This window comes from Streptomyces sp. NPDC056580, from assembly GCF_042793175.1.
Lineage (GTDB): Bacteria > Actinomycetota > Actinomycetes > Streptomycetales > Streptomycetaceae > Streptomyces.
Map to the genome: position 1 here is coordinate 134,552 of NZ_JBHTVE010000003.1, position 22,469 is coordinate 157,020.

At 68.5% G+C, this 22,469-nt stretch carries 15 protein-coding genes; 5 read left to right on the top strand and 10 right to left on the bottom strand.

What is annotated here, in order from left to right; genetic code table 11:
• The first annotated feature begins 149 nt into the window (after positions 1 to 149).
• From ACFQ9Z_RS07335 to ACFQ9Z_RS07345, 3 genes are all read left to right on the top strand, one after another.
• Complete coding sequence (locus ACFQ9Z_RS07335; protein WP_383012195.1) at positions 150 to 1,445, top strand: ribonuclease D; 1,296 nt, start codon at positions 150 to 152, stop codon at positions 1,443 to 1,445.
• Between the two features lie 323 nt (positions 1,446 to 1,768).
• Entirely contained in the window at positions 1,769 to 2,989 is a 1,221-nt protein-coding gene (locus ACFQ9Z_RS07340; RefSeq protein WP_383012198.1) for a thiolase family protein, read from the top strand.
• Positions 2,986 to 5,115, top strand: coding sequence for a 3-hydroxyacyl-CoA dehydrogenase NAD-binding domain-containing protein (locus ACFQ9Z_RS07345; protein ID WP_383012201.1), 2,130 nt, complete (start codon positions 2,986 to 2,988; stop codon positions 5,113 to 5,115). The genes ACFQ9Z_RS07340 and ACFQ9Z_RS07345 overlap by 4 nt, the downstream gene beginning before the upstream one ends.
• Positions 5,116 to 5,186: 71 nt before the next feature.
• On the opposite strand, the gene ACFQ9Z_RS07350 is transcribed toward ACFQ9Z_RS07345, so the two are convergent.
• The 6 genes from ACFQ9Z_RS07350 to galE form a co-directional block, all read right to left on the bottom strand.
• Positions 5,187 to 6,578: a hypothetical protein gene (locus ACFQ9Z_RS07350; protein ID WP_383012205.1), complete on the bottom strand. Its 1,392-nt coding sequence runs from the start codon at positions 6,576 to 6,578 to the stop codon at positions 5,187 to 5,189.
• A gap of 22 nt (positions 6,579 to 6,600) precedes the next feature.
• On the bottom strand, positions 6,601 to 9,474 hold the full coding sequence (locus ACFQ9Z_RS07355; RefSeq protein ID WP_383012208.1) for a stealth conserved region 3 domain-containing protein: 2,874 nt from the start codon (positions 9,472 to 9,474) through the stop codon (positions 6,601 to 6,603).
• Complete coding sequence (locus ACFQ9Z_RS07360) at positions 9,471 to 9,935, bottom strand: hypothetical protein (protein WP_383012211.1); 465 nt, start codon at positions 9,933 to 9,935, stop codon at positions 9,471 to 9,473. The genes ACFQ9Z_RS07355 and ACFQ9Z_RS07360 overlap by 4 nt, the downstream gene beginning before the upstream one ends.
• A gap of 506 nt (positions 9,936 to 10,441) precedes the next feature.
• Positions 10,442 to 12,241, bottom strand: coding sequence for a stealth family protein (locus ACFQ9Z_RS07365; protein ID WP_383012214.1), 1,800 nt, complete (start codon positions 12,239 to 12,241; stop codon positions 10,442 to 10,444).
• A 333-nt stretch (positions 12,242 to 12,574) separates the two neighbouring features.
• Entirely contained in the window at positions 12,575 to 13,420 is an 846-nt protein-coding gene (locus ACFQ9Z_RS07370; protein ID WP_383012217.1) for a hypothetical protein, read from the bottom strand.
• 272 nt (positions 13,421 to 13,692) lie between these two features.
• A complete protein-coding gene (gene galE, locus ACFQ9Z_RS07375) occupies positions 13,693 to 14,697 on the bottom strand; it encodes a UDP-glucose 4-epimerase GalE (protein WP_383012220.1) in 1,005 nt (334 codons plus the stop codon).
• Positions 14,698 to 14,880: 183 nt separating this feature from the next.
• Here galE and ACFQ9Z_RS07380 point away from each other — a divergent pair, with 183 nt between their 5' ends.
• Both ACFQ9Z_RS07380 and ACFQ9Z_RS07385 read left to right on the top strand, forming a co-directional pair.
• Complete coding sequence (locus ACFQ9Z_RS07380; protein WP_383012223.1) at positions 14,881 to 15,981, top strand: LCP family protein; 1,101 nt, start codon at positions 14,881 to 14,883, stop codon at positions 15,979 to 15,981.
• Positions 15,982 to 16,191: 210 nt separating this feature from the next.
• A complete protein-coding gene (locus tag ACFQ9Z_RS07385) occupies positions 16,192 to 16,584 on the top strand; it encodes an NTP pyrophosphohydrolase (protein ID WP_383012226.1) in 393 nt (130 codons plus the stop codon).
• Positions 16,585 to 16,799: 215 nt separating this feature from the next.
• Here ACFQ9Z_RS07385 and ACFQ9Z_RS07390 read toward each other — a convergent pair whose 3' ends face one another.
• The 4 genes from ACFQ9Z_RS07390 to dxs form a co-directional block, all read right to left on the bottom strand.
• Positions 16,800 to 17,087 carry a hypothetical protein gene (locus ACFQ9Z_RS07390; protein ID WP_383012229.1) on the bottom strand — a complete coding sequence of 96 codons (288 nt, stop codon included), beginning with the start codon at positions 17,085 to 17,087 and terminating at the stop codon, positions 16,800 to 16,802.
• Positions 17,088 to 17,176: 89 nt separating this feature from the next.
• Positions 17,177 to 18,703 carry a glycosyltransferase family 39 protein gene (locus ACFQ9Z_RS07395; RefSeq protein WP_383012232.1) on the bottom strand — a complete coding sequence of 509 codons (1,527 nt, stop codon included), beginning with the start codon at positions 18,701 to 18,703 and terminating at the stop codon, positions 17,177 to 17,179.
• Between the two features lie 96 nt (positions 18,704 to 18,799).
• On the bottom strand, positions 18,800 to 20,323 hold the full coding sequence (locus ACFQ9Z_RS07400) for an amino acid permease (RefSeq protein WP_383012235.1): 1,524 nt from the start codon (positions 20,321 to 20,323) through the stop codon (positions 18,800 to 18,802).
• A gap of 139 nt (positions 20,324 to 20,462) precedes the next feature.
• A complete protein-coding gene (dxs, locus tag ACFQ9Z_RS07405; protein ID WP_383012238.1) occupies positions 20,463 to 22,391 on the bottom strand; it encodes a 1-deoxy-D-xylulose-5-phosphate synthase in 1,929 nt (642 codons plus the stop codon).
• Positions 22,392 to 22,469 lie beyond the last annotated feature (78 nt).

The following is a 22,469-nucleotide window of genomic DNA, read 5'->3' on the forward strand; positions in this document are numbered from 1 at the left end:
CTCACCCCCCCCCCCCCCCGGTGCGCGCCCCATTCGGACAGCATTCCCCACCTATTGTTTCAGGCCCGTGCGGGTTTCCCCCCCCTGTGGCGCCCGTCGACGGAACGTTCCGTCGACGGGCGCCGTCCGTGCCCGGATACCCTTGACAGGTGACCGACGCCCAAGAGACCGCAGCAGACAGTTCCGTGCGCACCACCGGAGCCACCCCTCCGGACGACGCCGGGGCTTCTGTGCTGGGGGCGCCGACTCCGCTGCTCGAACCCCGCGAGGGCATCCCGCCCGTGATCGCCGACGAGGAGGCGCTCGCCGAGGTGATCGCCGCCTTCGCCGCCGGCTCCGGCCCCGTCGCCGTCGACGCCGAGCGCGCCTCCGGCTACCGCTACGGCCAGCGTGCCTACCTGGTGCAGCTCCGCCGGGAGGGTGCCGGCAGCGCGCTGATCGACCCCGTCGCCTGTCCCGATCTCTCCGGTCTCGGCGAGGCGCTGACCGGCGTCGAGTGGGTGCTGCACGCCGCCACCCAGGACCTGCCCTGCCTGCGGGAGATAGGCATGGCGCCGACCCGGCTGTTCGACACCGAGCTGGCCGGCCGGCTCGCCGGGTTCCCCCGGGTCGGCCTCGGCGCCATGGTCGAGGGCGTGCTCGGCTTCGTCCTGGAGAAGGGCCACTCCGCCGTCGACTGGTCGACCCGGCCGCTGCCCGAGCCCTGGCTCCGCTACGCCGCCCTGGACGTGGAACTCCTGGTCGACCTGCGCGACGCCCTGGAGAAGGAGCTGGACCGGCAGGGCAAGCTCGACTGGGCGCTGCAGGAGTTCGCGGCGATCGCGGCGGCGCCGCCCGCCGAGCCCCGCAGGGACCCCTGGCGGCGTACGTCCGGGATGCACAAGGTGCGGCGGCGCCGGCAGCTCGCCGTCGTGCGCGAGCTGTGGCAGACGCGGGACCGGATCGCCCAGCGGCGGGACGTGTCACCGGGCAAGGTGCTCTCGGACGCGGCCATCGTGGAGGCCGCGCTCTCGCTCCCGGCCAACGTGCACGCGCTGGCCGCGCTCAACGGCTTCGGGCACCGGGTGGGACGCCGGCAGCTGGAGCAGTGGCAGGCGGCGGTCGACCGGGCCAGGGCGCTGCCCGAGGCGCAGCTGCCCCAGCCGGGGCAGCCGGTCGCCGGGCCGCCGCCGCCGCGGGCGTGGGCCGACAAGGATCCTGCCGCCGCGGCCCGGCTGGCGGCCGCGCGGGCGGGGGTGTCGGCGCTGGCCGAGCGGCTCGGCATGCCCCAGGAGAACCTGGTCTCCCCCGACACCGTGCGACGGGTGTGCTGGGAGCCGCCGGCCCCGGTGGACGCCGGGACGGTGGCGGACGCGCTGGCCGGCCACGGTGCGCGGCCCTGGCAGGTGGAGCAGGTGACCCCCGTGCTGGTCGCCGCGCTGTCGGGTGCGGCCACGGGCGCCTGAAGCGGAACCGGACGTCGATTTCACGCCAAGATCCTGGGTGCGTCCGGGCGCCCCGCTCAGCGGTTCCCGGGCGGCGCGCACGCCCGGTCCCGTGGTGCCCGAGGGCCCGCGCCCCCCGTGGGGGCGCGGGCCCTCTCCGTGCCGCCCGCGGGAACAGGCCCGGCTCCGCACCCGGACGCGGCGGCTGCCGCGGGGACTCGGCGCCCCCACAGGTGTGACGTTCACCGCTCCGGCCGGGGGGAGGACTGGGCAGTCACGTTACTCACAAGTAGCATGGCCCGTAAGCAAGCGCTCAGCATCCCGCACCCTGGAGGAGAGCCATCGTGCCTCGTACCGTCAGGGACGTCGTCTTCGTCGACGGCGTCCGCACCCCGTTCGGCAAGGCGGGCCCGAAGGGCATCTACCACGAGACCCGTGCCGACGACCTCGTCGTCAAGGCGATCCGGGAGCTGCTGCGCCGCAACCCCGGTCTGGACCCGAAGAAGATCGACGAGGTGGCCATCGCGGCGACCACCCAGATCGGTGACCAGGGCCTGACCCTCGGCCGCACGGCCGGCATCCTCGCGGGCCTGCCGCAGTCCGTCCCCGGCTACTCGATCGACCGCATGTGCGCCGGCGCCCTGACCGCCGTGACGACCACCGCCGGTTCGATCGCGTTCGGCGCCTACGACGCCGTCATCGCCGGTGGCGTCGAGCACATGGGCCGCCACCCGATGGGCGAGGGCGTGGACCCCAACCCGCGGTTCGTGAGCGAGAAGCTGGTCGACGAGTCCGCCCTGTTCATGGGCATGACCGCCGAGAACCTGCACGACCGCTACCCGCACATCACCAAGCTGCGCGCCGACGAGTACGCCGTGCGCTCGCAGGAGAAGGCCGCGAAGGCGTACGCCAACGGCAAGATCCAGCAGGACCTGGTGCCGATCTCGGTGCGCCGCACCAACGCCGAGGCCGGTGAGACCGGCTGGGGCCTGGTCACGGCCGACGAGCCGATGCGCCCGGGCACCACGCTGGAGAACCTGCAGAGCCTGAAGACCCCGTTCCGCGTGCACGGCCGGGTCACCGCCGGCAACGCGGCCGGCCTGAACGACGGCGCCACCGCCTCGATCATCGCGAGCGAGGACTTCGCCCGCGAGAACGGCCTGCCGGTCAAGATGCGCCTGGTCTCCTACGCCTTCGCCGGCGTCGAGCCCGAGGTGATGGGCTACGGCCCGATCCCGGCCACGGAGAAGGCCCTCGCCAAGGCGGGTCTGTCCATCTCCGACATCGGCCTGTTCGAGATCAACGAGGCCTTCGCCGTGCAGGTCCTGGCCTTCCTGGACCACTACGGCATCGCGGACGACGACGAGCGCGTCAACCAGTACGGCGGCGCGATCGCCTTCGGTCACCCGCTGGCCTCCTCCGGCGTCCGTCTGATGACGCAGCTGGCCCGCCAGTTCGAGGAGCAGCCGCAGGTCCGCTACGGCCTCACCACCATGTGCGTCGGCTTCGGCATGGGCGCGACGGTCATCTGGGAGAACCCGCACTTCGACGGAGGCGACAAGTGAGCACCACCGCTGAACTCCTGAAGGGCGCGGCCGAGCTCTTCCCCGACGAGGTCGTCACGCAGGCGCACGTACGCCACCTGGACCTGCCCTTCGGTGCCGGGCGCTTCGCGCTCATCACCCTGGACAACGGCCTGGACCACACCAAGCCGACCACCTTCGGCCCGCAGTCGCTCGCGAACCTGAACGCCGCGATCGACCAGGTGGAGAAGGAGGCCGCGGACGGCGAGATCGTCGGCGCCGGCGTCACCGGCAAGCCGTTCATCTTCGCGGTCGGCGCCGACCTCAAGGGCGTGGAGCTGCTCAAGCAGCACGACCACGCGCTGGCCATCGGCAAGGGCGGCCACGAGGTGTTCAAGCGCCTCGCGAAGCTCGCCGTGCCCACCTTCGCCTACTACAACGGCGCGGCGATGGGCGGCGGCGTCGAGGTCGGCCTGCACTGCACCTACCGCACGGTGTCGAAGGCCATCCCGGCGTTCTCCCTGCCCGAGGTCTTCCTCGGCCTGGTCCCGGGCTGGGGCGGCTGCACGCTGCTGCCGAACCTGATCGGCGCGGACAAGGCCGTCTCGGTGATCATCGAGAACAGCCTCAACCAGAACAAGCAGCTCAAGGGCAAGCAGGTCTTCGAGCTGGGCATCGCCGACGCCCTCTTCGAGGGCGCCGACTTCCTGGAGCAGTCGCTGCTGTGGACCGCCCAGGTCCTCAAGGGCGACATCGCGGTCGAGCGCCCGGCGATCGACCGCGGCGAGGCCTGGGACCAGGCCGTCGCGCGCGGCCGGTTCATCGCGGACGGCAAGGTGCACGGCGCGGCCCCGGCCGCCTACCGGGCCCTGGAGATCATCGCGGCCGCCAAGGACGGCGACCTGCAGCGCGGCTACGACGCCGAGGACCAGGCCCTCGCCGACCTGATCATGGGCGGCGAACTGCGCGCCGGCATCTACGCGTTCAACCTCGTCCAGAAGCGCGGCAAGCGCCCCGCCGGCGCCCCGGACAAGAACCTGGCCCGCCCGGTCACCAAGGTCGGCGTCGTCGGCGCCGGTCTGATGGCCTCGCAGCTCGCCCTGCTCTTCCTGCGCCGCCTGGAGGTGCCGGTCGTCCTGACCGACATCGACCAGGAGCGGGTCGACAAGGGCGTGGGCTACGTCCACGCCGAGATCGACAAGCTGCTCGGCAAGGGCCGGATCAACCAGGACAAGGCCAACCGCCTCAAGGCGCTGGTGACCGGTGTCCTGGACAAGGCCGAGGGCTTCTCGGACGCCGACTTCGTCATCGAGGCGGTCTTCGAGGAGATCGGCGTCAAGCAGCAGGTGTTCGCCGAGGTCGAGGCGGTCGCCCCGGCGCACGCGATCCTCGCCACCAACACCTCCTCGCTGTCGGTGTCGGAGATGGCGTCGAAGCTGAAGCACCCCGAGCGGGTGGTCGGCTTCCACTTCTTCAACCCGGTCGCGATCCTCCCGCTGCTGGAGATCGTCCGCGGCGAGAAGACGGACGACGCCTCGCTGGCGACCGCCTTCGCGGTGGCCAGGAAGCTGAAGAAGACGGCGGTTCTGGTCAAGGACGCCCCGGCGTTCGTCGTGAACCGCATCCTCACCCGCTTCATGGGCGAGATCCAGAACGTCATCGACGAGGGCACCCCGGTCGAGGTCGCGGAGAAGGCGGTGGAGCCCCTGGGTCTGCCGATGTCCCCGCTGGTCCTGCTCGAACTGGTCGGCCCGGCGATCGGCCTGCACGTCTCGGAGACCCTCAACCGGGCCTTCCCGGACCGCTTCACGGTCTCCCCGAACCTCGCGGCCGTCGTCAAGGCGGGCAAGCGCGGCTTCTACGTCTACGACAGCGGCAAGCCGGAGCTGGACCCGGAGGTCGCCGCGCTGCTGAAGCAGGGCGACACCGTGCTGACGGAGGAGCAGGTCCGCGACCGCGTCCTGGACGCGGTGGCCCAGGAGATCGGCCTGATGCTCGACGAGGGCGTCGTCGCCGAGGCCCAGGACATCGACCTCTGCCTGATCACGGGCGCCGGCTGGCCCTTCCACCTGGGCGGCATCACGCCGTACCTGGACCGCGAGGGCGTCTCCGAGCGGGTGAACGGGAAGCGGTTCCTGGAGGCGGGCGTGGCGAGCGTTCCGGCGTAAGCGCTCCCTGACCGAAAAGAGGGCCTCCGCCTGCGGGCGGGGGCCCTCCTTCGCTGTGGCGACGACCGATGTCACCAGCGTCCGCTGAACGGCAAATGATCACACTTGTCCGAGCACGGTTCGCGGGAGGAGAGCGACTGCCTGAGCCAGTTACCCTCCGGAACCCCGTGCACCCGGATGGTGTGCCGGACGGGCGCGGAGTGGGTGGCGCCGAAGACAGCCACGAACTCCACGAGATGCGACCCCGGTTTCCAGTCGTGGGAGTGTGTGACCTTCCAGGACCCGTCCTGGTCGACCGGTGCCGTGGCAATCAACCGGCCGCCTTCCAGCACGGCCACTGTGGACACACCGGGTTCAGCGGTACCGGAAAACCGGGGACGAGGCCCAGTCCACGCCCCATCACGGGGACCCGTAACGACCGGTGGCTTCACGTGGGTCTTCACGGTGAAGGCGAACTCAGCGGCTGGAGTGACCCCTTGCTCGGTGAACCCGACAGCTTGTACAAGGTGTGGTCCTCCGCGCCAGTTGACGACCTTGCGCCATCCCCACGCGCCGCTGTCGCCTACGCGGGTACCACCCAGGTAAACGCCGTTCTCGAAGAAGAGAAGATAACTCGTGCCAGGCGCCACAGTGCCCGTGAACTTCTGCATTGGGCCGACGAGAGCATGTGGTGCCGGATTCGAGAGGAGGGGAGCGGAACCAACGCGGAATTCCTCGAAAAGGGCCATCTCAGGTTTGTCGATAGTGAACTCGGTAAGAGGGGGCGGGAACGCAGGGGCAACGGCAACGGCGCCCGGGTCAACGAAGCCCTGTGGGATACCCACTGTAGCTTGTAGGCTCCCTGCAACGAGCCTGGCGAATTCCCGTGCCCCCTGCTCGTTCAAGTGGGACGAGTCAATAATTCCGTCGGGATGGTTAGGGTGCTCGCCCGCATCCAACCATCGGTAGAATTGACGGGCGTATTGCGGACCGAGATCCTGTATCAACCGCAGAGTGAGCTCGTGCAAATCGATCAAGGGCGCATCCGTTTCCGCGGCCACCTCCCTGACCAATTGAGGGTAACCGTCGCCGGTGTCGGCGACCCGACCTGACGCGTCGAACGAGCATCGTGCCGTCTGAGTCACGAGAGCCGGGATCGCGCCCTCGCCCCGCACACCCTGGACATACAGATGCAGAAACTCCTTGAACTCGCGGGGACCGTGGTAGCTCTTGGGGTCGCCGATCCGTTGCTCAACGAGGCCGAAGTTGAACAAGACCAAATCACCCGGGTCGAGTAGATTCAGCAGGTCCACAAAACGCTCTGTGAAATACCCCCGAGCGGTCATGGCATCTCGCGCATAATTCCGCACCTCGTGATAGGGCGTCACGTATTGCTGGAGGAACTGGCCCCACCCCGCGAGCGGGGCCTCATGCGCACTGCGGGAAGCAGCCACGGAGTTCCCCACGACACAAATCTTGCTCATGTTCCCTCCTTGATCCGCCTCATCACAGAGGCCATTCAGGTATGCGGCCACTGTGGTAGCGCTGGTTCCGAGCAGACCCGCACTCGAACTGGCTCGCCACCGGGAAGTAGCTGGGCAGGAAAGCCGCAAGAATGGCATCCTGCTCGTCTTCATCGACGTCTCCGTCGTGGAAGTCGTTGAGACAGAAGACGTCGTTGGGGCGTACGGTGAGAAGTCTGTTCAGACGGGAGCGATGCTCCTTGATGCCGACGTTCACGAAACCGCAGGAGATGGAGCCTGGCACACCACGTCCCGTGTGGAAAGCGTAGTAGTGGTGCAGGGATGAGGCGATCGACACATCACTGTGACTGCGCAGCCGGCTGGCGGCCGTGCCCATGACGGGCTCCGGGAACGCGCGCTCGAGGTCCGTCATGACGCTCCGTCTCAATGCGTACGGAGCATGGAGGAAAGCGTGGGTGATGACCTGACCGAACGCTCCCGCTATCAGGGCACGGTTGTTCTTCGCGGCACTGATGTTGAAGTCGTCAGACTCCATCGGCGGCACCATGGGCACGGCCGTCGGGGAGAGGAAGTGCTTAGCCTGCCCGTTACCCTGGAAGAACAGGCTGGGTTGTACCGTGCGCCCCATGAAGAAGTCGTCATTGAAGTAGAGGAAGTGCTCAGCGAGTCCCTCGATGTGGTGCAGTTGGCTCTCAATCGCATGCGAGTTGAACGTGGGGAGATTCCGCGGTTCAGTAAAGATCTCGCTGTGGTCGACCACTCGGACTCGATGGTGACCGGTGTCAAGCCAGGACGGCACCTGCCGGTCCGTCACAATGTAGATGTTGCGGATCCACGGTGCGTACATATCGATTGAGCGGAGGGAGTACCGGAGTTCGTCTCGGCTACGGAAGCGCGCGGCGCTGGCTGCCGCATCGACCGTCTCGAGACCCAAGTAGGCCAGCACCTGGTTCTTGCGTTCGAGCCACTCCGTGTCGGAACCGTCCACCCAGGTGTACACGGCGTCGATGGGGAACGTCACCTGGTTGTGCAAGGGTCGAGTGAACGGCGCGACCGTCGGGTACCTGCGCCCGCCGAGGATAGTTTCGGCCCGACCCAGAGAGCCTTGTGCAATAGCGGTGCCAATGAGAGTACGCGTCGGGGCGATGATGGTCTCGACGTCCTCTGGGTCATGCTTCCAGAAAGAGATCGTACAGCCGTAGACCGCCCCCAAGCGCAGGGTGCGCGATTTGCTCACTACAGTTCGGTATACGCGGACGCCGGAACTGGCCTGGTCCATCAACTCCTCGGCCGCCCCTGCGAGCACCGTCGAGACCGTCTCCTGCCGATCGTTCAGCAGTGCCGTGTAGACCGCCTCGTTCTGGTAATGGCCGGTAAGCGCTTTAAAGACTTGCTCCCGGAACGACTCATGAACCGCGACCGTGTGGCGCACCATCGTGTCGCGTACGACGAGGTAAGGAATGCCAGCCGCTTCCAGGGCGTCCGCGGCCAATGCCAGATTGGCCTGCACCACGTCATAGGGTGTGTCGGATTCTGTCACGCGACACAACTGCCCACCATCGCGTACCAATTCGGAGTGTCGCTTGGCGACGGACGCTTCGAGACGGCGGTTTGCATCAGAGCGTGACTGGCTGGCAGGAGCCGGCGCAGCGGGGATCACCACGCCGTTGGGGCCGCTGAACACTGCATGCAGAGACTGCCTGTCGGCCTTAACTCGGGCTCGATCACCCCGCTCCCGGAAGTCGATAAGTTCCTGGAAGAACGTTTCCCAGCGTTCAGTCACCAGCCGCGGGGCGAACCGTGTGATGGAATCCGCGGCGGCCGCTCCCATAGTGTGACGCATCACGTCGTCCGTCATGAGTTGATGAAGCCGCTGAGCGAGTGCCTCCACATCCCCGGGAGGAACGAGTATCCCCGACTGGCCGTCGAGGATGATTTCCCGCGGCCCATTTGGGCAGTCGTACGACACGACGGGCACACCAGCGGCCTGCGCCTCCATCAGCACGAGCGGAAACGCCTCGTTGCGGGAGGTCATCAGGGCGATGCTGGCCTTGGCCCACTCCTCCGCCAGATGCGGGGAGTTACCGTTCAGCTGAACGGAGTCGTGCAGACCGAGAAGATTGATTTGCCGCCTGAGACCGCCGCTGAGCGGCCCGTCCCCGAAGATTCGCAGAGTCCATGATGGGTGGTACGGCGCAACGAGCGCCCAAGCCTCGATCGCGTGGTCGAGCTGCTTCTCGCCGACAAGCCGCCCAGCGGTGACCACGGTTCGAGTCTGCAGTGTGGACCTTGGCCGGAAGCCGGCTGGTAGAGCATTGGGGATGACCTCGATGCGCGGCGCGCTAGCGCCGAAGGTCTCTGCGAACCACTCGGCCGTCCGCTCGCTCAGCACAGCCAGGGCGTCCAGACGGGACGCGTACCGCAGGAGCGGTTCGCCACTGCTACCCCTAAGCTCGGACACCCGGTGCTCTTGGTGCACGGTAATCACTCGAGCCGGGGAGAGCTGCACGGCCAGAGCCATTAGAGCGGGTGTTGTGGTGATGAGCACGTCAGTGTCCGTGTGCTGGAGTGTCAACTCCAGCTCGGTGTCGGACAGCCGGTTGAAGGCCGCTTCCCATGCCCGGTCCACATACTCGCTCGGTAGTCCCGCCAGGCTCGTCAACTCGCCGTCGGTCAGGCGTGTCGGACGCACCGGACGCGGCACAGGCCCTGTCTGGTCGACGAGGTAGTCGACACGCACTCGATCATCCACGGTGAAGAAGAGCTTCGGCTGGCTCTTGAAGACGCTTAGTATCCGGACATCATGCTGCCCGGCGAGTTCCGCCGCTTGGTTGAAGACCGCTCGCTCGGTGCCGCCTACGGCGTCCGCAGTAGTAAGCAAAAATGTGATCTTCATGTAGTTCTCCGCCCAGACTCGGGCATACGGCTGCAGGTGACGCGAAAGTTGCCTGCGGGCGTGTAACGGGGGTGGACGATCATTGGAGCGGTACCGGGCGGCGCCACGGCCATGGCGGAAATACCGAATACACGTTGCGGGTTGCGCACGTCATGAAGACGGCGGCCGATCCGCAGGCTTCGCCCCGACACAAAGCATGCCGTCATATCCCAGTGCAACACGTCACGCCGAGTGGGCGACATCTCCTCCAGGGGCACACTGACTCGCCACGTTGCCTCGAAGCACTGTTCCGCAGGGCGGGTGAGGGTTCTTCCCGACGCCGCGAACTCCACCCACGGGTCGCCCGCCTCTGCTCCAATCAGACGGAAGTCGACGGTCAGTCCGGTGTGCGAAAGATCGACCCTGACCACCTCGGCCGCCGACCGGGGCGTGGCGGTGGCGATGCGCAGATTACCGGTCACGGACCGTACAAGTCGGTACTTCTGTCCAGTTATCGGGGATGCCATGTGCGGCATGGTCGGTCCGGCGTACGGCTCGGGCATCTCGACGAGAAGTAGCGGGATCCTTCGGGATCGGCGCCTGTCCGTGACGTGTAGGCGAACCTTCCACTCTCCGTCGCGGACCGGAAGACCTCCCGCTTGCGCGCCCAGGAGGACAGCCGCGTCACAAAGGAGCTGCCCCTGCGAGTCTTCATAGACCCGAGCCGCAGACGCATAGCGTTCCCGGCGGCGGGTCAGTTCGATTTCAGCTTGCTCGGGTATAGACAAGGAGTCAGGGAGCTCCGCATGAAGGTTCACGGTCTGCCCGTCAAGTACGGCCGCGTAGCGCAGGCGCCCTACACGCATCCGGTGTGGCAGGAAGAGACGAAGCAGCATCCAAGTGCGGAAAGCGACGAACGGGCGTCGCGCACTGCGACTCACGGTCGAACGGAGCCGGCGGGTAAACCGCAACAGTCTGGTGATCATAGTCATGCGCTCCGCAACTCGGCGGGCTCACCTTGCGCCCGCGTGGTATCCGCCTCGGCCGGCAGTTCGTACGGGCTGGGCACGGGAAAATATGCCTTCAGGAAGTCCCTGACCATGCGCTCCTGGGCATCGGGATTCTGCGGCACGATCGTGTCGTTGATGCAGAAGGTGTCAAAATCCCTTCGCGCAGCGAGCCTGTTCAGACGCTGTTGCGCCTTCAAGTCACCGATATCGATGTAGACGTATCGAAGGTCGCCGACCGTTGCTCTCGCCGTGTGGAAGGCGTGGTAGTGGTGGAGTGACGAGGCGATGGGCACGTCGTCTGGCGAACGGAACCTCGAATGCTGCGTCCTCCGGTGCTCTTCGGGGTACGTTCGCTCGATCTCCTGGAGCACCTCGCGCCGGAGAGCGTGAGGTGTGTGCTTCATCTTCTGAGCAATGAAGGTGCCGAACTGCTGGGCTATCAGCCCACGGCTGTTCTGGCCCGCCGCGTTCACCGGCAGGTCCGCCCCGCTGACTTCTCCCGAGGGAATGAGCGCCTTGGACATGAAGAATTTGGTAAGGCCATTGGGATGGAAGAAGTGTCCCGGCCCAACCGGGCGACCGAAGAACACATCGTCGTTCAGATAAAGGAAGTGGTCCGACAGTCCGTCGATGCGATGCAGTTGGCTTTCGATCGCATGCGAGTTGAACGTGGGCAACGCTGTGGGATCAGAAAAGATCTCCCGGTGGTCCACGATCCTCAGTCCCGGGTACTCCGTGTTGAGCCAGCGTGGTACCTGGCCAGCGGTGACCAAATAGATGTTGTGCACCCACGGCGCATATTGGTGTATCGATCGCAGGGAGTAGCGCAGCTCGTCACGGCTCGTGTAGCGCGCGTCGTTGGCCGCCTGCTCGTGCAGGGGACCGCTGGCGTCGCGGGTGAGGAGGAGACGGGCCGCGTCCCTGCTCGCCCTCCATGCGGGGTCCGAGTCATCCACCCAGGTGTAGACGACATCGATGGGGAAGAGGTGGTCATCAGGCAAAGGCACACCGAACTCGGGGACCGATCGTGCGTAGCCGGTGTGGTAGAGGGACGGCACCGGACTGAACAGCTTCTGTTCCATGACCCGGCGCTCAGCGTCGATCGGGGTCTGCGTCAAGACGCTGTTGGGACGGGGGGCGACCAGCTCGTCCCCCGTTCGCCGCCAAAATTCCAGGTCGCAACCTGACTCTTGGCCGAAGATCAGCTCAGCAGTCGGGTCGCAGACGTTCCACGCCAGGCGCAGCACCTGGTGGGTCCGCATCCTCCGCCACGTCTTGGCCGACGCCCCGTCCCGCTGTTCCCCTAGGCCATTCGAAACGTATCCAGGGTTGCGGCCGAAAGCGATCTGAAGAAGTTCCTCCACGTCCTCGCGCTGCTCCGCAGGGACCGCGACGCAGGGCACCGCTTGGGCGGTTCCTCTGATACAGAAGTAGTCGATCTCGGCCGCTTCGAGTACTGCCACAACCATGTGCAGATTGCGTGCGCGAGCTGCCCACTCAGTGGCACCCCCCACCACTACGGCCCGTACGTGCTTGCCTCTGTGCCGAACCACCCGAAGGAACGCGTTGGGACCGTGCCTCCCCGGTGAGCGGCTACCTCCAAGGGCACGCGTGACGACGGCAGAACGCAGAGAGTCCAGAGAAGCCAGCAGATGCATCACCGCGTTCCGAAGCGGGCGCGGTACGCGACGCACGATGCGTCGGCGTGCTCCCACAGGCAGCAGCGACCTATACGTCGACACCAGCGCGCTGGCCTCAGGATTGTTGAGGCTCACCACCGAAGATCCACACCGTCCAAGACATAAGAACCCACCACCGACAAGGCGCGGACGTCGCCGCCCACCCTGCGCTCGCCGTGCTCAGCAGCCGCCAAGGCGCGTTAAACGTTGCGCCAGCCGACGATTGCGTGTGCCCCCCGGGGACTTCGATCGTTTGACCGGCCGTCGTCGCGAAAACGACAAAGCGACACGGGATCTTCACACTTTCAACTACAGCTTGTCCATACCGATTGCTTATCTCGGACACAAAGGCGGCGCACAAAAAGGTGCAATGGTCATATAGCGCCGACTGTTGTGACGCTTATCATAGTGCTCGGAGGAACCGGAATCCCCTCAGACCGTCCGCGCCGCCTCCAAGGCGAGCCCTTGGCCGACCTGTTGGCGCGCGATCCTCAACTCACCCCTCGAGCCGATGACGGCCAGCACCAGTAGCCCTCGAGCATCACGAGCCAGTGCAGGTTGGTGAGCGCTCTTCTCTCCCGTAGGAGACCACCACACACCCGCTTGCTCGTTCTCCGTGACACAGGCGGCCAGCATCACTTCCCCATCCGCGCCGCAGTGAGCGAGCACCGTGCAGTCGTAGCCGTCGATGAGGGCCCGCAGAGCCGCGTGGCGCCCCGCTACCGGACTCGCGCCCATGGGTATCACCCAGCTCCCAGGCCTGTGCGCGTGGACCGATCCGGTGACCAGATCTGTCCAGTAGAACGTGACCCGATCCGGCCCGGTTTCCACAGCGATGGCGCTGTTCGGTGCCGGCGCGATGTGAATGTTCGGCCTTCTCTCCATGTCACCGTCGCATTGCGTCTGGCACCAGTGCATGGCCGGCCCGTCCCCGGGAACGAGCAACTCGATCCGGCCTGAGCCGAGCGCTACGGCCGCGAGCCCGTCTTGGGCCTTGTTGCCGCGGATGTCGCGCCAGGGAAGCCAACCACCACGCTCCCCCTCACGCCTCATCGTCACACCACCGCCCGCATTGCGCACGAATACGTGAACCGTCCCAGAAGTGCTCACGGCTCCGACCGGCGCACCGACGAATGCCGCCTTCTCAGGTTCTTTGTATGGGTTTCCGACGCTTGTCCACTCGGTGAGCGGGCGGCCCGTCTGGTACTGGATCGCGTGCACGATCTCCAGCGCTTGGCTGCGACCCTTTCCCCCAGCGCGTCGGCCGAAGAAGTGCACGTACCTGTTGGCTCCCTGAGCGACGGAGATGTCGTCGACACCCGGCGCGGGGATGAACTCCGGTCCCTGCCAGTCCGGACCTCCTGGACGGGTTTCCGTCCATCGCAACAAGCCGCCCCTTGTCCTCGTGTAAGCGGTCAGGCGCATGTCCTTGCCTAGCAACAGCCACCGTCCGTCAAGGACCGCCTCAGTGGCGATCGGCTGTGCAGGGCCAAGGGGCGTAGCGGTCGTCGACCTCGCCCGCCCGCTTACTGCGGATCTGGATCTTGTCATCACTCCGTAGCCTCCACCGCCCACCGTGCGGACGGCCTTCGCGCGCACCAACCCGCCCAGGCGGACTCCACCATCGCGTGGGGGCTATGGCGGGCCGTCCAGCCGAGCTCAGCACGGATGCGGTCGGCTGAGGCGACGACCCTCGCCGGGTCACCGATGCGGCGCGGCGCGGACACCGGAGCGGCCGCAGAGCCGTAACCGGTCACCTCACCGATCAGCGTGATCATCTCGCGAACTGAGACGCCTTCGCCGCGACCGATGTTGACCGTAAGGTCACTGCCGGGCTTCCGCCCCGGCAGCGCACGCGCAGCGGCGAGATGAGCCGAGGCGATGTCCTCGACGTGGATAAAGTCCCGTACGCACGTACCGTCCGGAGTGTCGTAGTCGTCACCGAAGATCACCGGTGCGCTGCCCTGGGTCATCTTCTCGAAGACCATCGGCACTAGGTTGAAGACACCGGTGTCCGCAAGGTCCTCGTTTGCCGCGCCCGCCACGTTGAAGTACCGCAAGCACGCAGTCGTCATCCCGTGCGCCCTGCCGGCGGCACGCACGAGCCACTCCCCCGCCAACTTGGTCTCGCCGTAAGGGTTGACCGGGGCGCAGGGTGTGTCCTCTGTCACCAGGTCGACATCAGGCATGCCGTACACGGCAGCGGACGAGGAGAACAGAAAGTGCCGGACGCCAGTGTCGGCGGCAGCTTCGAGCAAGGTGTGCAGCCCTTGCACGTTCTCGCGGTAGTAGTAGAGCGGCCGCTCGACCGACTCCCCCACCTGCTTCTTGGCCGCTAGGTGAACCACACCGTCGACCCCGAGGTCGGAGAGGGTCGCCCGCAGAAGCGCGCCATCCAGAACCGAGCCCTTTACGACGGTGACACCGCCAGGAACTCGGGCGGGGTCGCCCGTCGAGAAGTCGTCGTAGACCGCGACGCGCTCGCCGACGGCGAGCATCGAACGGACGACATGGGCGCCGATGAAACCAGCACCACCCGTAATCAGCCAAGTCATGAGGCGCATATTATTTCTTTGGCTGCTGTTTACAAATACTCCACGGGTTGTGCATGATCGGGCGATCGTCCACCCGCATGCGGTTCCGATCAGACAGCAGCACTGGGACCGGCTCCCCCCACCCGAGTCCTCAAGCCACAACAACGCCCCACCAGGGCACGACCAACGAGGATTCGAAGCAGGATGAGCCACGTCTCGACGCCCCAGAGCAGCGACTCCGAAACGCAGTCCCGCCGCGGCAGGAAGCGTGAGCGCGCCGGGGGGCGCCGCATAGGCCGGAAGATCCTCATCGGCCTGGCCGTGCTCGTCGTGGCCGCCGCCGGCACAGCCTACTGGCTCTACAGCGACCTCGACGGCAACATCAAGGGCGTCGACATCGACAGGGCGATCGGCGACGACCGGCCCGAGAAGCTGCCCACGTCCGGTCAGAACATCCTGATCCTGGGCTCCGACTCACGCGCCGGCGCCAACGCCGCGCTGGGCACGGGCGACGTCTCGGGGGCCCGCTCCGACACCGCGATGGTGATGCACATACCCGAGGGCCGCACCAGGGCCGTCGCCGTCAGCATCCCCCGCGACACCCTGGTGACCCGGCCCGAGTGCGCCAAGTCGGACGGCTCCACGGTCGCGTCCGCGAAGCGCGTGATGTTCAACTCCATCTACTCGCAGGTCGGTCCGGCCTGCGTGGTCAAGACCGTCGAGCAGATCTCCGGGGTCCGCATGGACCACTACGTGGAGATCGACTTCGCCGGCTTCAAGGGGCTCGTGGACGCGATCGGCGGAGTCACCGTCACCGTCGACCAGGACATCCACGACAAGTCCAGCGGCCTCGACCTGACCGCCGGCACCCACCGGCTGAACGGCACCCAGTCGCTCCAGTTCGTGCGCACCCGGCACGGCATCGGCGACGGCAGCGACCTCGGCCGCATCGGTCTGCAGCAGCAGTTCATGCTCGCCCTGCTGAGCGAGATAAAGAAGCAGGACCTGCTGGGCAGCCCCACCAAGACCTACAAGATCGCGGACAAGCTCACGGCCGCCCTCACCACCGACTCCGACCTCGCCTCGCTGACCAAGCTGGCGGACTTCGGACGCAGCCTCAACGGCGTCGACCCCTCCTCCATGGAGACGATCATGCTGCCGGTGCGGTACGACAAGGTCGACCCCAACCGCGTGGTGGCCGCCGAGCCGCAGGCGTCGCGGCTGTGGAAGGCGATCCGCAGCGACAGCACGATCCCGGAGTCCGCGAAGAAGTCCCCCGCCACGGGCGGCGGCTCCTCCTCCTGACCTCGCCACACCTAAGGGCTGTCCCGTAATCCCCGGCGGGCACGCGACGACAGCTACGGCGCCTCGCCGCGTTGTCGGATCGCCCGAATACGCCCAGTATGAGGACGACCCTCCGCCTTGCGATGCACCGCATCTGACGCCGCGCGCCGATCCACCGGGGATTACGGGACAGCCCTTAGCACGCCGTCGAGGACGTGGGATCCTTGGAGCATGACGGATCCCCTCGGCTCCCCGGCCCCGGCCACCCCCCTGCTGCTGATCGTCGACGGCGCGAACGTCGTCGGGTCGCGGCCGGACGGCTGGTGGCGGGACCGCCGGGGCGCCGCCGGGCGGCTGCGCGACCGGCTGGCCGCCGAGGGGCTGCCCGGGCATGACGGCGCGGTGGAGATCGTGCTCGTGGTCGAGGGCGCTGCGCGCGGGGTGGAGTCCGTGCCGGGGGTACGGGTGGAGCCGGCGCCAGGCAGCGGGGACGACCTGATCGTGGAACTGACCGCGCGGTACGCCGGCCGGCGCCGCCTCGTGGTCACGGCCGACCGTGAACTGCGGCGCCGGGTGACCGAGTTGGGCGCGGAGGTGACGGGTCCGCGCGCGGTGCTCGGCTGAGCCCTGAAGCGTCGCTGCGCGGCCGGGCCTGCGCGGCGATGTGCCGCCGGGCCGCTGGGCCGCCGGGCCGCCAGGCCGCCAGGCCGCCGGGCCGTTGCGAACGTCTGCCCGGCGCGCCGCACCACGGTGACGGATACCGGTCCGGATCGGGACTCCGCCGGCCCTCGCACGGCGCTCGGCCGGGGCTGCGCCTGGGACGCGGAACCGGAACGCCGTCAGACCGAGAGCGCCGCCAGCAGGAAGAAGAAGCCGCCCAGGCCGAGGGCGCCGAGGACCGTCCCGGTCACGGCCGGCCACATCCGGCCGATGCCCCGGCGGGCGTAACGGACGCCCGCCAGGCCGAAGGCGACGGCGAGGCCGCCGGTCAGCCACGACCACGGCATCACGGTGAACATCAGGCCGGGCCAGACGCCCGGGGCGGCGACGACGCCGAGGACGAGGGCGGTGGGGCCGAGGGCGACGGCGGGTGTGCCGCCGGGGTCCGGCGTGGTGGGCGCAGACATGTGGTTCCCCCAGATTTGAACGTGTTCAAATATCTGCCGCGAGCATAGCAGGGCGGGGTCGACGCGGCCCCTCTCGCGGCGGCCCGCCGTCACCCGTGCGGGATCGGGGCGTAGAACACCGCCCCGTCGACCCGGCCCACCTCCTCGTAGCGCCCGGTCAGCAGCCGGCGCAGGCTGGGGAGGCGGTCGGGTCGGTACGGCTTGCCCCGTGAGTCGTCGACCACCAGGGCCGGGGCCCGCGCGGCCATCTCCGCACGGAAGACGGGCCAGGCGCCCGCCACCGCGTACCGCTCGCCGACCCGGGGGCCGTCGCGGCCGCCGCTGTAGTTGGTGAGCAGGCCGGCGGTGAGGTAGCGGCTCGCCGGTGTGCGGTCCGCCAGCCAGTACGTCTCGGGGTGCATGCCCCACACCAGGACCCGGTCGGCCGGCGCGGTGCGCTGCGCGAGGGCGGTCGCGAGGCGCTGGGCGTGGGCGAGTTCGGGGCGCGGGGCGAACAGGCCCCAGGCGAGGAACAGGGCGCAGCAGCAGGCCGAGGTGAGTACGGCGGACGTCAGGCGTGCTCGGGGCAGGAGCCGCAGCGCCGCGGTGGCCAGCAGCGCTGCGGGCGGCAGGAGTTGCAGGTAGTAGTGCCCGAAGAAGTGGAAGCCGAGGACGACGGCGGCGGCCGATGAGGCCAGCCATACCCACAGGTCGGCCGCCGTGGCCCGGGTGGCGCGCAGCACCCGCAGGACGGGCGGGACCAGGCCCGCGCAGGCCACGGCCAGGATCACGGTGTTGGCCAGCGCCCGGCCGAGGACGTGCGGTCCGGAGCCGGCGAGGGAGGCGTAGGAGGCGCTTCCGGTGACCGTCCAGAACAGGAACCCGGCGGGGTCGGTGACCAGGGCGGCGCCCAGGACGGGCGCCGCGAACCCGGACACGAGCCGCACGGCGCCCGCCCGCACCGAGGCGTCCGGCCCCGTCCGCGCCCCGGCCCGCCGGCGCAGCAGCCAGAGGACCGGCAGCAGTACCGCGCCGCCGGTCTGCTTGGCGAGGAAGGCGCAGGCGACGGCGGTTCCGGCCGCGCCCCAGCGGCCGCGGTCCGCACACCACACGGCGGCCGCGGTGCCGGGCAGTATGAACACCTCGAAGGTGGCCGCCTGCGCGTCCTCGGGGTTGAGCCCGACCGACACCAGCAGGTACAGCACCCCGGCGGTGCGCCCGGCGGTGTCGCCCCAGCGGCGGCGGGCCACGGAGGCCAGCAGGGCCGCGGTGAGCAGTTGGGCGGCGACCGCCAGTACCCGCAGCGGGGTGAGCGAACCGGAGCCGCAGACCGCGAAGGCGGCCTCGTACAGCCAGGGCACCAGGGGCGGCTTGCGGTCCACGACCGTCTCGTACAGCCGGCCGCCGTGCGCGAGCAGGCCCGCCTGGACGGCGAGATAGCCCTCGTCGGGATTCCACAGCGGGCGGACGAAGGACGGCACCCGGGTGACGCAGGCCAGCGCGGCCAGGGCGGGCAGCAGCCGTATCCAGTACGCCGTCCGGGAGAGCGGGGGCCGTGCGGGGAGGGGCGGGGCGGCGAGCGTGGACAGCACGGACAGCACGCTATACGGCCCCGCAGTTGCGGCGAAGCGGAACATACGGGGCAACGGGGAGCCGTCGGCGCCTGAGGGGCCCTGGGGCCTGCCGTGAAAGCGGCCGCCCTTCGGACGACGAGGCCGCTTTCACGGCAGGCCCTAGCTCCGGGTGCCGGGCGGCGGTCCGGGCACCTCGCCCGCCGGGGCCTTCTCGCGCAGGGCGAGCATGCTGTGCCTGCGGCCGTAGAGGAGGTAGACCGCGATGCCGATCACCATCCAGATGGCGAAGCGGAGCCAGGTCTCGGCGGGCAGGTTGAGCATCAGCCACAGCGTGGCGCACACGGACACGATGGGGACCACCGGCACCCAGGGGGTGCGGAACGCCCGGGGCAGGTCCGGGCGCGTCTTGCGCAGGATGATCACGCTGATCGCGACGACGACGAACGCGAACAGCGTGCCGATGTTGACCAGTTCGGCCAGCTCGCTCAGGCTGGTGAACCCGGCCACGACCGCGATGATCACGCCGAGCAGGATGGTCGGCCGGTGCGGGGTCCTGAAGCGCGGGTGGACGCGGGAGAAGAAGCGCGGCAGCAGCCCGTCGCGGCTCATCGCGAAGAACACCCGGGTCTGGCCCAGCAGCAGGATCATGCACACCGTCGTCAGGCCGACGGCGGCGCCGAAGCTGATCACGCCCGCGTACCAGGGGTGCCCGACGGCCTTGAAGGCGTCGGCGAGCGGGGCCTCGACCGACAGGCGGGTGTACTTCTGCATGCCGGTGACGACGACGGACACCGCGACGTAGAGCACGGTGCAGATGACCAGCGAGCCGAGGATGCCGCGCGGCATGTCCCGCTGCGGGTTGCGGGTCTCCTCGGCGGCCGTGGCGACGATGTCGAAGCCGATGAACGCGAAGAACACCACCGAGGCGGCGGTGAAGATGCCCATCACGCCGAAGTCGGCGGGCGCCCAGCCGATCATGAGCTGGATGAGCGGGGCCTTGAGACTGCCGCCCGCCGGCACGGGCTGGGCGGGCGGGACGAACGGCTTGTAGTTCTGGCCGTGGACGAAGAAGGCGCCGGCGATGATCACGATGAGGACGACGGCCACCTTGATGGCGACCACGATCGAGGTGATGCGCGCGGACAGCTTCATGCCGAGCACGAGGATGCCGGTGAGCACCAGGACGAGCGCGGCGGCGAGGATGTCGAAGCCGAACCCGTGGGCCCCGTCCCGGCCGGCGAGGTAGTCCGGCAGGTGCCAGCCCGCGTTGTCGAGCAGTGAGCGGATGTAGCCCGACCAGCCGACGGCCACCACCGCCGTGCCGAGGGCGAACTCCAGGACGAGGTCCCAGCCGATGATCCAGGCGGGCAGTTCACCGAGGGAGGCGTACGAGAAGGTGTACGCGGAGCCCGCCACGGGGACGGTGGAGGCGAACTCGGCGTAGCAGAGGGCGGCGAGCGCGCAGACCACGCCGGCCACGACGAAGGCCAGGGACACCGCCGGGCCCGCGTTGTTCTTGGCCACCTGTCCGGTGAGGACGAAGATGCCGGTGCCGATGATGACACCCACACCGAAGACGGTCAGGTCGAGGGCGGAGAGGGACTTCTTGAGCGAATGCTCGGGTTCCTCGGTGTCCCGGATGGACTGTTCGACGTTCTTCGTCCTGAAGAGCGCGCTGCTCACGTGCCTACCTCCCACGCTTGTCGTCCTCGACATGATCGAGAGGGCCGGGGTTTCGTATGCCCGGCACAGGCAGGTTCACGCAAAAGGGCCGGTTCCGCCACCGGGAGAGGGGCGGGACCGGCCCGGGAACTGCTTCGTCCTAGTCGCGCGCGGGCTCGACGGAGTCGACCTCCGCCGCCGTACGGTCGAACCTGCCGTCCAGCTTGGAGACCAGACCGGTCACCTGGCGGGCGATGTCGGGCGCGGTCAGCCCGATCTCGGCCATGACCTCGGCCCGGGAGGCGTGGTCGAGGAAGCGCGGCGGGATGCCGAAGTCGCGCAGCGGCACGTCCACCCCGGCGTCGCGCAGGGCCTGGGCGACCGCGGAGCCGACACCGCCGACCCGGCTGTTGTCCTCGACGGTGACGACGACCCGGTGCCGCTCGGCGAGCGGGGCCATGGCCTCGTCGACCGGCTTGACCCAGCGCGGGTCGACCACGGTGGTGGAGATGCCCTGCCGCTCCAGCAGGCCGGCGATCTCCAGGCACATCGGCGCGAGGGCGCCCACCGAGACCAGCAGCACGTCGGGGCGGTCGGTGCCGGGCTCGCGCAGCACGTCCATGCCGCCGACCCGGCCCACGGCCGGTACGGCGGGGCCGACGGCGCCCTTGGAGAAGCGGACCACGGTCGGCGCGTCCTCGACGGCGACCGCCTCGCGGAGCTGCGCCCGTACCTGGTCGGCGTCGCGCGGGGCGGCCAGCCGCAGGCCGGGCACGACCTGGAGGATCGACATGTCCCACATGCCGTTGTGGGAGGCGCCGTCGGTGCCGGTGACGCCGGCCCGGTCCAGCACGAAGGTCACCCCGCACTTGTGCAGGGCCACGTCCATCAGGACCTGGTCGAAGGCGCGGTTGAGGAAGGTGGCGTAGACGGCGAAGACCGGGTGGACGCCGGCGTGCGCCAGGCCGGCCGCCGACACGGCGCCGTGCTGCTCGGCGATGCCGACGTCGTAGACCCGGTCGGGGAAGCGCTTGGCGAACCGGTCGAGTCCGACCGGGTGGAGCATGGCCGCGGTGATGGCGACGACGTCCTCGCGCTCCTCGCCCAGCTTGACCATCTCGTCGCCGAAGACGGAGGTCCAGTCGGCGCCGGAGCTGGCGATCGGCAGACCGGTGTCGGGGTGGATCTTGCCGACCGCGTGGAACCGGTCGGCCTCGTCCTGCAGCGCGGGCTGGTAGCCGCGGCCCTTCTCGGTCAGGCAGTGCACGATGACGGGCCCGCCGAACCGCTTGGCCCGGGCCAGCGCCGACTCCAGGGCCTCGATGTCGTGGCCGTCGATCGGGCCGACGTACTTCAGGCCCAGGTCCTCGAACATGCCCTGCGGGGCGATGAAGTCCTTCAGCCCCTTCTTGGCGCCGTGCAGGGTCTCGTACAGCGGCTTGCCGACGACCGGGGTGCGGTCGAGGATCTCCTTGGTCCGGGTCAGGAAGCGCTCGTAGCCGTCGGTCGTGCGCAGGGTCGCCAGGTGGTTGGCGAGGCCGCCGATGGTCGGCGCGTAGGAACGCTCGTTGTCGTTGACGACGATGACCAGCGGACGGTCCTTGGCCTCGGCGATGTTGTTCAGCGCCTCCCAGGCCATGCCGCCGGTCAGCGCCCCGTCACCGATGACGGCGACGACGCGGCTGTCCCGCTGCTTGAGCTGGTTGGCCTTGGCGATGCCGTCCGCCCAGCCGAGCACCGTGGAGGCGTGGCTGTTCTCGATGACGTCGTGCTCGGACTCGGCCTGCGAGGGGTAGCCGGACAGGCCGCCCTTCATCTTCAGCCGGGAGAAGTCCTGCCGGCCGGTGAGCAGCTTGTGCACGTAGGACTGGTGTCCGGTGTCCCACAGCACCTTGTCCTCGGGGCTGTGGAAGACGCGGTGCAGGGCGATGGTGAGCTCGACCACGCCCAGGTTGGGGCCGAGGTGGCCGCCGGTCTTGGAGACGGCGTCCACGAGGAAGGTCCGGATCTCCTCTGCCAGCCGGTCCAGCTCCTCCAGGCTGAGCCGGTCCAGATCGCGCGGTCCCCTGATGCGGGTCAGCAGCGGCACCCGTGCCTCCTTGCAGTAGAGCTGATCGAGCTGTTGCCGGGCCTGTCGAGTCTAATGTTCCGGGTTTGCGGGACACGA

What these genes read in the sequence shown, in the direction of transcription:
- ACFQ9Z_RS07395 (WP_383012232.1), bottom strand. Translation starts at nt 18,703, where the DNA reads ATGTTCCGCTTCGCCGCAACTGCGGGGCCGTATAGCGTGCTGTCCGTG.
- ACFQ9Z_RS07390 (WP_383012229.1), bottom strand. Translation starts at nt 17,087, where the DNA reads ATGTCTGCGCCCACCACGCCGGACCCCGGCGGCACACCCGCCGTCGCC.
- galE (WP_383012220.1), bottom strand. Translation starts at nt 14,697, where the DNA reads ATGACTTGGCTGATTACGGGTGGTGCTGGTTTCATCGGCGCCCATGTC.
- ACFQ9Z_RS07385 (WP_383012226.1), top strand. Translation starts at nt 16,192, where the DNA reads ATGACGGATCCCCTCGGCTCCCCGGCCCCGGCCACCCCCCTGCTGCTG.
- ACFQ9Z_RS07380 (WP_383012223.1), top strand. Translation starts at nt 14,881, where the DNA reads ATGAGCCACGTCTCGACGCCCCAGAGCAGCGACTCCGAAACGCAGTCC.
- ACFQ9Z_RS07355 (WP_383012208.1), bottom strand. Translation starts at nt 9,474, where the DNA reads ATGAAGATCACATTTTTGCTTACTACTGCGGACGCCGTAGGCGGCACC.
- ACFQ9Z_RS07350 (WP_383012205.1), bottom strand. Translation starts at nt 6,578, where the DNA reads ATGAGCAAGATTTGTGTCGTGGGGAACTCCGTGGCTGCTTCCCGCAGT.